The organism is Flexibacter flexilis DSM 6793, assembly GCF_900112255.1.
Lineage (GTDB): Bacteria > Bacteroidota > Bacteroidia > Cytophagales > Flexibacteraceae > Flexibacter > Flexibacter flexilis.
This window is the reverse complement of the sequence record NZ_FOLE01000020.1, coordinates 1-11,084: the sequence shown is the minus strand read 5'-3', so window position 1 is coordinate 11,084 and position 11,084 is coordinate 1. Positions and strand designations below refer to the sequence as shown.

Annotated in this window: 11 protein-coding genes; 4 read left to right on the top strand and 7 right to left on the bottom strand. The window is 39.6% G+C overall.

The genetic code is table 11. The features are described 5' to 3' along the window. Nucleotides 1-510, top strand: a 510-nt coding sequence (locus BM090_RS18595) for a hypothetical protein (RefSeq protein ID WP_177200013.1), incomplete at its 5' end; no start/stop codon positions are given. Between the two features lie 437 nt (nucleotides 511-947). Here BM090_RS18595 and BM090_RS17730 read toward each other — a convergent pair. From BM090_RS17730 to BM090_RS18585, 3 genes are all read right to left on the bottom strand, one after another. After that, nucleotides 948-2,408 carry an argonaute/piwi family protein gene (locus tag BM090_RS17730; RefSeq protein WP_091516915.1) on the bottom strand — a complete coding sequence of 487 codons (1,461 nt, stop codon included), beginning with the start codon at nucleotides 2,406-2,408 and terminating at the stop codon, nucleotides 948-950. After that, nucleotides 2,398-3,831, bottom strand: coding sequence for a DUF4365 domain-containing protein (locus tag BM090_RS17725; protein WP_091516911.1), 1,434 nt, complete (start codon nucleotides 3,829-3,831; stop codon nucleotides 2,398-2,400). Before BM090_RS17725 ends, BM090_RS17730 begins: the two co-directional genes overlap by 11 nt. A gap of 306 nt (nucleotides 3,832-4,137) precedes the next feature. Next, on the bottom strand, nucleotides 4,138-4,305 hold the full coding sequence (locus BM090_RS18585; protein ID WP_177200011.1) for a hypothetical protein: 168 nt from the start codon (nucleotides 4,303-4,305) through the stop codon (nucleotides 4,138-4,140). Here BM090_RS18585 and BM090_RS18225 point away from each other — a divergent pair. Then, nucleotides 4,295-4,582 (top strand): hypothetical protein, encoded by a 288-nt coding sequence (locus tag BM090_RS18225; RefSeq protein ID WP_143084043.1) that lies wholly within the window; start codon nucleotides 4,295-4,297, stop codon nucleotides 4,580-4,582. The genes BM090_RS18585 and BM090_RS18225 overlap by 11 nt on opposite strands. A 524-nt stretch (nucleotides 4,583-5,106) precedes the next feature. On the opposite strand, the gene BM090_RS17720 is transcribed toward BM090_RS18225, so the two are convergent. The 4 genes from BM090_RS17720 to BM090_RS17705 form a co-directional block, all read right to left on the bottom strand. Then, a complete protein-coding gene (locus BM090_RS17720) occupies nucleotides 5,107-6,012 on the bottom strand; it encodes a hypothetical protein (RefSeq protein ID WP_091516908.1) in 906 nt (301 codons plus the stop codon). Between the two features lie 25 nt (nucleotides 6,013-6,037). After that, the gene (locus BM090_RS17715) at nucleotides 6,038-6,268 is read right to left on the bottom strand and encodes a hypothetical protein (protein ID WP_143084042.1); all 231 of its coding nucleotides are present in this window, start codon (nucleotides 6,266-6,268) and stop codon (nucleotides 6,038-6,040) included. A 63-nt stretch (nucleotides 6,269-6,331) separates the two neighbouring features. Further along, on the bottom strand, nucleotides 6,332-8,083 hold the full coding sequence (locus BM090_RS17710) for a hypothetical protein (RefSeq protein WP_091516901.1): 1,752 nt from the start codon (nucleotides 8,081-8,083) through the stop codon (nucleotides 6,332-6,334). A gap of 181 nt (nucleotides 8,084-8,264) precedes the next feature. Then, complete coding sequence (locus BM090_RS17705) at nucleotides 8,265-8,669, bottom strand: hypothetical protein (RefSeq protein ID WP_143084041.1); 405 nt, start codon at nucleotides 8,667-8,669, stop codon at nucleotides 8,265-8,267. 244 nt (nucleotides 8,670-8,913) lie between these two features. Between BM090_RS17705 and BM090_RS17700 the strand changes: the two genes are divergently transcribed. Together BM090_RS17700 and BM090_RS17695 are read left to right on the top strand one after the other, a co-directional pair. After that, nucleotides 8,914-9,288 carry a helix-turn-helix domain-containing protein gene (locus tag BM090_RS17700; RefSeq protein ID WP_091516895.1) on the top strand — a complete coding sequence of 125 codons (375 nt, stop codon included), beginning with the start codon at nucleotides 8,914-8,916 and terminating at the stop codon, nucleotides 9,286-9,288. A 12-nt stretch (nucleotides 9,289-9,300) separates the two neighbouring features. Next, nucleotides 9,301-11,007: a type IV secretory system conjugative DNA transfer family protein gene (locus BM090_RS17695; RefSeq protein ID WP_091516892.1), complete on the top strand. Its 1,707-nt coding sequence runs from the start codon at nucleotides 9,301-9,303 to the stop codon at nucleotides 11,005-11,007. The last annotated feature ends 77 nt before the right edge of the window (nucleotides 11,008-11,084 follow it).

Sequence of the window (11,084 nt, the reverse complement as noted above, 5' to 3'; positions counted from 1 at the left end):
AGGAACCAACTGTATCCTTATTACAGGTTTAGCAGCACCTCCGCGCACAAAGACAAGTCCATGAATGCCGAAACTGTTCATGGGCGACTGCGCCAAATTTTTGAAGGAATCGTATTGAGTCCCAAACAAAAAGAGACGTTCAAAGTGATTTTGTTGAATAAATATGAGCAGTTGGAAACGCAAACCCAACGACAAGGCCAAGAACAACAAGCCAAACTTTTGCAATTAGAAAAAGAACATAGTGGATTGATAAACAAATTGTTACAGGTAAGCAACTCGACGGTGATACAGAAAATAGAAGCGGAGTTGGAGAAAATAGAATTGCGTATAGCCGCCCAAAGAGAGGCGATGCTGAGTCCTTCGACACAGCAGCCGCTTGGCACAGAAATTTTAAAAATGGTAACAGAACTGATATTGAATCCTCAAATGGCTTGGGATGCGGCTAATGTCAGCCAAAAGCAACAATTTTTGCAATTGTGGTTCAAGAGTAGCCTGAAAGTGAAGCCTTGAGAAAAGTGATTCTTGAACCTTCCAAAGAGTGCTTTGCGAGAGGCGTTTGAACAGATTAAGAAACAGCCGTCCCATGATTTGCAGTCTATGGTACAAATCTTGAACCGCTTTTGGCCACTTTTGCAGCCAGAACTGTTCGCATGGTCGCAGTATAAGGAATTGGGTGGAGTTTCTGTGTAAGGGGGGCTATGTTTTCTATAAACTTTAATGGAGTTATGGAAAAATGGTATTTTATCCACCATTATAAATGAAAGGCTTTTGGGTAGTCTATTAAGAACTCAAAAACAAAAGATACAAAAACTTCTACATCAAGGTTTAATAAGATGAAGGTCAGCGAGACAGAAATTATTGGCTCATGGGAATATGCTGTTGCCAGAAAGGATGTATAAATCTATGTGATTTATTTACTAGTATTTGTAGAGAATAAAGTTTTGGGATTACATATAAAAACCATATTTTTTACTTGGCATTTCGTTTTCCTTTACATATTTCATAATTTTACCTACACTTCTTGAACAGTCAATCGTAATTGGTATTTTGCCGTCAAATTGAGTTTTATTCCAATTCATCTTGGTAAGTGCTAATACTTCCTCACAAATTTGCAGGGGAGAGGAATTTAACTCTGAAATTCTTATTTCTATGGGCTGGGGAACATACATTCCTGCATAAGTTTGGTAATAATCAACAGAGCTTTTAGAATAAAGCAAATATTGAGTTTCTGTAAGTTCCAAACAAGTACCTCGCAAGGGTGGATAATTACCAATCCTAAAAAGTCTAATATCGCTTTCGAAAATAGTGACAAAATCAAAAGTAGATATTTCTTCTTCCTCTACTGCTTTGATGAAACCCTCTTTTTCTTGTTCTGTATATTTTGAACTTTTATGAACAACAACCCTTTTGGGGTATGTTCCCTCTGCATCTTTGTAACCTTTGATTGCATTTTTCAAAAGTTCGTATGCTTGTTCTTCTGATAAATGTGGTTGTCTATCTTTTTTGTCAATTGCAACAGGACTGCCACGTAAAATAACACCTTTACCTTGCTCGTCAAAAACTTGTGCAAGACTTGTTTGTAATGTTGTTTTGTCAAGACTACGATAAAAACTAATTCCTACAAAACAAGTAAGATTGTCATTTCCTTTTACTTGCGCTTTCCAAGGAATACCTCCTGCTTTATAGTAAAGTGCAGTACAAAAATTCCATGCCCTTGTTGCCAAATCCTGCAAGCTACTTTTTTCGCCTGCTTGTTCAATAGATAAAGAACTTTCCCTTACAAGTTGTAAAGGGACTCTGAATTTCATAGAGTTTGCTTTCAAAAAACTTCTAAAATTCAATGCAATGTCTTCAATTTCAGTTTCATTTTGTAGTTTTTCTTCAATATCGGCACTCTCGTCCTTTTCAAATTTCAATACTTTATTATATAGATTGTCAGGTAAGATACAAACAATAACATCAGGATTTTTATTGTCCGACAAAAATTCAATATGAGTTAAATAGGTATTGGCGATTCTTTTCTTTACCTCGTCAAAGTTTTTAAACTTTTGAACTTCTTTAATGGCTTTATTTATATCAGTATCGTTGATTTGGCGAAAGTAATTTGTATTACAAACCATTTTTGCATTAAAACCTAAATACTCATTGAAACCACAAAACGAAGGAAATAAATTAGGTTGATGACTTTTTTTTTCAGGTATAAAGTCTGAACAAAGAGAAATCCATCGTTCAAATTGTTCGAAATTTTGTTGCGTACCTATTACACCCAAAATAATTTCTTTGGGTTTGGTAGAAAATAACGAACTTTGATTGTCGTAGGCCTGAAAATTGGTAATACCAAAACGTGGGCAAATGTGTTTGTCATTTGCAAATTCCAGCAATGGCTCGTTAATGAAGTTAATATTCATCTTTAATATCGTTAGGCTCTTCCCTGTCTTTTAAAATATTCTTTTCCTCATCTGACGCTACTTTAAGCCAAGTATCTTCGTCTATTACCTTATCTATTTCCAATTTTAGTAAATCTTCAAATTGAATAAATGGGTAATTTTTTGTAAATAAATCTACATACGTTAATTTATATGAAATGAATCTCAAATGGTTATAAACAGATTTGTTTCGTTCCAATTTTTTTAATTGTGAAACCTTTTTGTAGCCAATTTTACTTTTACGATTTCCATTGATAGTTACTAACCAAGTAGGGTTCAGGCATAAAAAATATTGATTGTCAAAATCAACAATATCTACACTAAAAGCAAAGTGAGTGCAGTAATATACTTTACCTTTTTCCCAATATTGAGACTTAAAAACTGTTCTTTTCGCTTCTTTATCGCCTTTCCATTTTTCTTTATGCTCAAAACTTTTGTCAATTGTAAAAGGAACTCTATACTTAAAAATCTTATCTTCTCTATCCCACTCAAATTTAAGTTTATATAGAATTTGTTGCAAACAAAAGCGTAAAAATGCCTTAAATACGCTTTTATGATCATCACTAATTGAATAAAATTCTTCGGGGCTAAAGCTCTCTATAACAGAAGTATCTACAATCCTTGAAAGTGGTAAATTTTTGTCGTTTAAATCATGAAAAGTAATAACCTGTTTATTAAAAACAGTCCAATCAGAACTAAATTTTAATCCTTGTTGAGATAGTGCATTTAGAGCAACTTCTCTTGCTGTTGCTGTTTTCTTTAAATACCTATCTGTTTGCCAAGAACTTTTTATTATTTCCTCTCTATCATAATTGATAGGTGCTATATAAATTCTATTGGTGGGAAATGATATTTTAAGTAAATTAGAAATCAGTTTTTCTTCTCCTGTTGGAATTGATTTGATTTTAGGATTTTCTTTATTTAAAGTACGTGAAAATTTGCCTAAAAAATCATTTTTGCTAACATCAAGTAAATCGCTTTCTTGATTAAATTGAATAGGAATAGATTTAGTACCTGTATTTTTTATGTCAATGTTTTCAATTTTTTTGGCATACAGTCTATTGGCATCATTTCTATTATCAAAAACCACTAATAAAACATCATTAGGCAAATTTTGCCAATATTCTACGTGGTCTTTTTCCGCATAAAAAGTAAAAGTTTTATTATTTGGGTTCTCGTTTTTTATATATCCCTTATCTTTTTCAGTTGATTTAAGTTGAATTTTGATTATTTCGGCTAAAGGTTCTCCGTTTTCATTATATAGCTCCACTTCTCCGTCAATCCCAATGTCATCATTAGACACAGCACGCCAACTTATTGATGGTTTGTGATGTGAGCAATAGGTATGAAAAGCTGCTGTTCCCTTATTATCAGTAATTCTTGTTTCAGAATTTATTTTTGACATTTATATTCGTTTTCTGTAATAAAATTTATTTTAAATTTTGCCTATTGTATAAATCTTACAATCGCAACCAATTCGTGAATAGGCTTCATCTATCACTAAACCGTTTTTACGCGCAATGAGGATAGTAAGGTCTTATGAAAAACCGAATGTACAATCATTTTCATTTTTTGCAAGTTGCTTAATGCTAGTAGAGATAAAAATCTTACGTACTCATATCTCAACCAACATCTTGCCAGCCACTCAAGTACAAAGATAGTATTTGTGGACTATACAACAAATTATTTTCAATATACTTTTAGTGCAATTTCAAAAAACTCGGTTGCCCACTAACTTGTTTTCCTGCAAACTGCGGCGTGGGGTCGTGTCTATTACCCAGATTTTCTGCTCGCTTTCGGGCTGATAATACACCTGCAAATAATCTATGCCCCCTTGCGCTTTGGCCAAGTGCTGCAACTCCAAAATAATGCTTTGCAAGGCTTGTGGGCTAAGTAACTCCTGCGCTCATGGCGTGACAAATGGTGTGCCGTCAAAGAAGAAATCGCCACTGGCTACTTCGGGTGTTTTTCTGATTCGTGTGTGGTTCATGGGAACAGATGGAAAGAATAAAAGTAGCTATCAAAGAGCTACAGCCTGCCCTCAATCGCAAGCCCTCAAGGTCAAGGTTTATCCATGCGGAGAAGAACCGATTTTTGGGCAAGAAGTAGGCGAAGCCCAAAAACGCGTTCGATACCAGTGTAGGATATGGCCTTGACGGCGAGGCAAGGCGCAGCGATTACACTCAAGGCAGTGCGAGAAGAACCCTATCCTTTTACCCATGTATTCATCTTTAACTATTCTTCCTTTATTCACATTCAACTACGTTTCACTATTTACCCAATCATTCAACTATACACCACTTACCAAACGCTATCAGACAAACCGCTACACTATCCAACCAAGCCCTCTGCGCAAGAGGAATGCCATGAAAGAAAGCCGCGCTCACGAGCCCTCAACCAACAGAAAAACAAAAAGCCCAGCCAATAAAAAACAAAAAAGAAGATAAAAAAAAAGCCCCGAACGACAAGGGAACGAAGAGCCAACGCAACGTAAGCCCCTATTGGCTGGAGTGAGGAGAAGTGAAGAGAGTGAGAAGTGAGGGGAATTGAATGTAAATACTCTCATAATTAGTTGTTTTAAAGCGTGTTAAGCGAGTATTTGAGGTATGCGTAAGAAGTATCAAAAATGTAATCATAAAGGTAGCTAAAAAAGTAGCCTTCATGTAGCTTAAAGGTAGTTTTACTGGCCGTAACGGCTCAATAAGTCACTGCTCCATTGGGTGAAGTTCTCCAACATTTCCGTATCGAAAACAAGCGGCTTTCCCTTGGGTTGTGAGGGGGCAAACGTCTTGAACTTTTCTAACCAATACCCACCATTGGCCAATTGCTCCAAAGAGGCAGCGCAAGGGAACAGAAAGACAATATCCTTGTCCTGCGCCAATGCCTTGTTCTTGGAATCCTGCAAAATATCCGTGAGCTGCTCCATCGAAATACGGTTTCGTTTATAGACTGCCTGCGCCCATTGTATCCGCTGTGCAGTCGAGAGTTTCGCGCCCATTATCATACGCCCGTAAGCCAAAGCCGCTTCATTTTCTGCAAAATATTCTCCCGTCGAAGCAGTCTCCGAATGCGGCATTTTTTCTATCACAATGCTTTTAACAAGGTCTTTGAGCAACTGATTTTGTTGTTTTGCAGGACGATACACTAATTGCGGCAACAACAATTCATTGACCTTGTAGGCAAATGCCCGTTGGTATTTAGTGATTGTTTCGCTATCCGCATTTGCCTCCCAATGTTCGGCCAAACCCTTGGCTTGCACACAGGCACGCAACACTGTATCCAAAGGCAACAGCCCCATATCATAGCTTTTGGTCTTGCGTTTTCGACCCTGTTTGCCGCGTTGAAAAGCCTCAAACAAAACCTTTCCGTCTGCCTGAATCTGAAAAGTAAATTCCGATTCCAAAAACTTTCCAGTAACCCAAAGGCTGGTGTCTTGTGTCATTCTCAAACGCAAAAACTCCTTTTCTACGCCCGTGTTGGTGGCCAGCAAGGGTGCTATCAGCGGTTGCAAGGCATTTCGATAAAAGTCTTCGCAATAGGTTCTAATCGCCTGAAATACTGTGTAAGAAGCCGTCGGATGATTCATTTAAAAGCAGGAATTGATAAAGTATTTAACGCACAGGAGCGATATTATCCAATTGATTATCAAGTTCTTTGTCTAAGTCTTGTTGTTTTTGCTGCTCATAAAAAGCCTGTACTTTGGGCGGTCGGAACAAATAATCTTGTTCGGTAATGGGCACATTGCTGCGCACTTTTTGCACCCGTTCTTGAAAATGGGTCACGTCTTCGTTTTTCAAGGTCAGTTCCCCGTTCATCAAATGACCCGTGGCAAACATTTCCATAAACTCGGTTTGTGCGCCTTGTTTCGTGCTGGCCAGTGTCGGAATTTTGTAAGGGTCTTGCGTTCAGTCCGTAAAATCACGGTCAAATTTGCCTTCCAAACGACTAAAATACTTGGAAAACAAAGGGTCTTTCACCGCACTTTTCCTGTTCAAATCGCTTTCTTTCAAGCCTTTAAGTTGGTCTTGGGTTTGGGCAATTTTGGTGCGGCTCCTCACACTCAGCAGGGGATTGGCAAAGACGCGCATATAATCAATGGCCGCTTGATGTTCCTGTAAATCAGGGGAAAGCGTGCGGGATTCTTGGCTGTTCCAACCTTTCAGGCTGTTGCCAAAATCATAATTGGCCGCTACTTTTTCCACTTGGATTTGCTTTTGGGCAAACTCATTAAGTACGCTGGCATTGAAAGTAGGCAATTGTTGTTGCAGGCTGGCCGCCTTCTGTCGGTACAACTCCTGATAGAGCTGTTTGCCGCGTGCCACGATTTCTTCAGGTTTGGACAAATGCTTTTCGGCCATTTCCTTTTGCAGTGATTGGCGGTAGGCTTGGTTAAACTCTTTGGATTGGACAATGTGTTGAAAGTCATTGAGTTTGGGGGTGGCATAAGGCAAAGGGCGATAACCCGATTCCAGTGTGCCCGTCAGGTCATTGTATTGCAATAAATCGGGAAACATTGCTTGCCCTTCTGCCGTAAAAACCAGCGAACTTTGCACAGAGGCAAATTGCAAAGGAATTTCCACTTGTCCGTTTTCGTCGCAATGCAGGTTTTTCAGGACAAACGCGCTGCCTTGATTGAGTTGTGGATTGTTACGCATTCCGTTGGCGATGGTGCGCACAAAGCCCGCCGTTGGCAAAACATCCATCACCGAACCTACATTTTGTTTGAGGTCTTCGAGCGTTTCGGGGGTTAGTAAAGGTTCTTGGTTTTCGGTGGTAAGCGCAGCCAAGTCATTCATTTCTGCTTGAAAGGCTTCTGTATGAAGGCTTTGGCGGGGAATATTGCCATTTTGTTCCAAAGCGGCCACCATCGCGGCGGGTTGTTCGATAAGTTCGGTGGCCGAAGCTCCGTTACTGAGTTTTCTGGCCGTTTCTCTGGCGAGGGCATCGGGCTTTTTCAGCTCAATTTTGGGCAAAGTATAGCTGTCGGCCAATTGGTTATAGCTTTGGGAAAGGGATTGGAGACTGTCTCGGTGTTGGCTGATGAGGGCGGCTACTTCGGGCTGGTCTTGGCGTGCCTGTAACTGCTCCAACAGGTAGGTGGCTTTGAGCAAAAGAGCCTGTTTATCAGGACTATCCTTGAAGGCTTCAGCGATTTGGGGGTGTGCTGCCTGTGCTTGTGAGAGGTTAAAATCCGCCAACAAATTCGCCATTTCGGGTTGAGAAGCAAGATTCTCCATTTGTCCCGCAATCACCGACAAGGCTTGGTCTCTGAGCGCAAGATTTTCCCTGTTTTGTGCGATGTTTTGAGCATCTTGCGTGCGATTTTCCTTGATTACGGCTTTTTCAAAGACAACTTCTTGTTGTGCATTCGTTGCTCTTGCTTGATTATGAGCATCTTGTTGAATGTTTTGTGTATCCTGTTTATCATTTTCATATTGCATCAGCAAAGAACTTTTGATGGCTGCCCCCAAGTCAGATTGGGCATCAGGCAAAGGACTGGGTAAAAACTTGGCTGCAATCACGCTTTGCAAGGTTTGCAACATTGCTTTTTGATTGAGTGCAGGGATTTTATCCGCCTCCACCAATTGCAATAAGGCTTGTGCCTCTTGCTTTTCGGCGGGGTCAGTAAATTGTGCGAGCAGGTTTTGGCTGGGCAAAAGCTCTTGGGGTCAGGACAAACGTTCGGGTTGGGGCGATAAGCCCGTTTCTAATTCCATGGCAACACAGACATTAAGTGAAACAGATTAAGTATAGTCTCCACTCATAATAATACAAAAAAGGAGATGCGCTATAAGCACATCTCCTTGACATCTATGGCATTTCGTTTCTGGGGGCAATTTATTTGCTAACTTTGGTAAGCTGTGTTGCAATCTCTTGCGCAATTTTTGCTTGCTTTGCAGAGATTTCAGCTTGTTTAGCAGACTTTTCTGCTTGTTTGGCAGTCGCTTGTGATTCTTCTTTGGTAAGAGCAAGCTCCTTTTCGGACGTTTCTGCTTGTCTCGCAGATAGTTCGGCTTGTTTTGCAGAAGCTGCTGCTTTGGCTTTTGAAACAGCTACGAGGCTGTCGAGTTTGGCGAAAACGATGTTTTTATGAGGGCTTTTACCTGCGAGAGCAGTGTTTTCTCCTTTTTGGGGAGCATTTGAGGCGATAACAGGGGCGGCTGTATTGCTGTTGGTTTGACCCAACGCAGCAGTGCCCATCAGGGCAAAGACAGCCAATAGGATAATGAAATGAGCTTTCATCGTGTTGAAGTTGAGAATTTGAAGATGAAATGAATAGATAATCACAAAACACAGTCAACTTCCTTGGTATAGTGTTTGGATTATCTATAATGATTTTTGATAAAATATCAAGTGCAAATTGCAAAAACCATCTGATTATCAACCTTCTAAACCTTGTAAGATACAAGGTGCGTACTTGTATTTTACAAGGTTTTTTCTTTTGGAAAAAAAGTGTTATTTTTAAGTCAAAATACAGGAATAAATCATGCAGAAAGTAGGCGAAAGAATCAGAAAATTACGCGAATTACGTAATTATACACAAGAATATATTGCTGATAAATTAGAAATTAGTCAGCAACAATATTCCAATATAGAGAAAGGATTATTCGATATTTCCTTAAAGAAATTATACAAAATTTCCGAAGTTTTGGAAGTGTCACCTGCTACTATTTTAGAATTTGATGCGAAATATATTTTTCAAAATAACGCACCGAATTATACAAATCAAAAAACTGTTCATAATAATTTCCCACTTGAAATAAAGAAATTATATGAAGAGCACATGAAATTACAAAGCGACAAAATCAAACTTCTTGAAGAGAAGATATTGTGGTTAGAAAATCAGAATAAAGGCAACTAAACGCAGGGAATAATGTTGGGGGCTTCGGACATTTTGGCCATTGCCTATCGGGTGTCGGGACTCCCCGACAGCGATACTCCGCTGGCTTTTCCCATTGGCCAAACCATGGCCACCGAGTTTTTTGAAGCCATTAACCTTGCTTTTCAAATTCACACCCAACAAATTGATAAACAACTCAATACTGCCTTTATCCGACCCGCCAAACGACACCAATTGCTCGATATTCGGGGTTTTACTTATCAAGAATTTTTGACCCTTTGGGATAAAACTATTCGCGTGGAAAGCCTGCCATTACAGCCCATTTTTGAGGTGTTATTGCTGGCCACCGAAGCACAACGGAAAGCCTTTATTTCGCGTTATCAACCCAATGAAATTTCCTATATTCAAGCACTTATTCACCTCCATTCGCCGATTATTTCCCCGTTTTTTTACCCCATGCCTGCCCGTTTGAGGGTAGGCGATTTGATGAAACATACCTATATTTCTGGACAAAGTGGTTCGGGGAAATCCGAAATTATGAAGCTCATTTGGTACGGATTACAAAGCAAAAGTAGCGGTAAAGAAAAAGGAAAATATAGTTTGGTTTTACTTGACCCACACGGTGATATTTCCCGCGAATTAGTGGCACTGCATTTTAATCAGCAAGAAAAAGAAAGATTGCTCTATTTTGACCCTTTTTTGAGCAATGAAAAATTTCCAGTAATAAATCCTTTGGAAACACAAAATAAAAGCCTTGCTTTTGTCGATACTTTGGCGCAAAGTATTAGCAATGCACTGCAAGAATTGTGGCCTTCGGCGGAATTAACCCTGCAAATGCAAACGCTTTTAATTCCTTGCGTGGCCACGCTTTTATTGGACGAAAATAGAAGCCTTAAAGACCTGCAAAACTTCATGCAAAACGACCCTGCTTTGCTGGAATTAGGCAAAAAAAGCCCTTTTCCTGCCCATCGCCATTTCTTTGAAACAGCCTTTTTGAACAAAAGTTATGAGCATACCAAAACGGGGATTTACACCAGAATCCAGTCTTTGCTCAACAACGACGGCTTTTATCGCGCCACCACTGGCCGCAGCACCATGCACTTGGAAAAGGCCATCAATGAAGGTAAAATTATTATCGTGCGTTTCACCAAAGACAAGGGTGAAGAAGCCAGTCGTGCTTTTAATAAACTCCTGATTGCCAGACTACAAAGCATTGCTTTGGGTAGAGCCGACCAGCCCAAAGAATACAGAAAACCTTGCTTTTTGTTTATTGACGAGTTTCAAAATTACCTGAGTCCGAGCATTGGCCTGATTCTGGAAGAAAGCAGAAAATTTGGCCTGCACTTGGTCATTGCCAACCAGAATTTAGGACAAATCACAGACACAAGGCTTTTGCGCACCATTTTATCCAACACCTTTACCAAATTGGTGGGCGCGAATGGTTTTAAGGATTTAAAGGATTTTGCCGCTGAAATTGGGGTGAAAACCACACAGTTACAGCAATTGCCACCTTATAAATTCTACTGTAAATCAGGCAGTCAGCCCGCCTTTGTGTTTGAACCTGACACTTTTTTGATTGGGCATCAGCCGCCTTTCTTTTTGGACAAAAAACAGGCAGGGCAGTTGAAAGAGTATCTTTTGCAGCAATCGGGACAATACCAAGACCCCGCTGCGCAGGCTTCAGCAGCCGCGCCAGTTGCAAAGGTTACTCAAAAATTAGCCCCCAAGTATCCCTTTTAATTTTGTATTTGACCATGGACATCAAACCTTCCCAGCAGTTAATTTTGGAATACTTGGCAAAGTGCAAGTTTTTGACC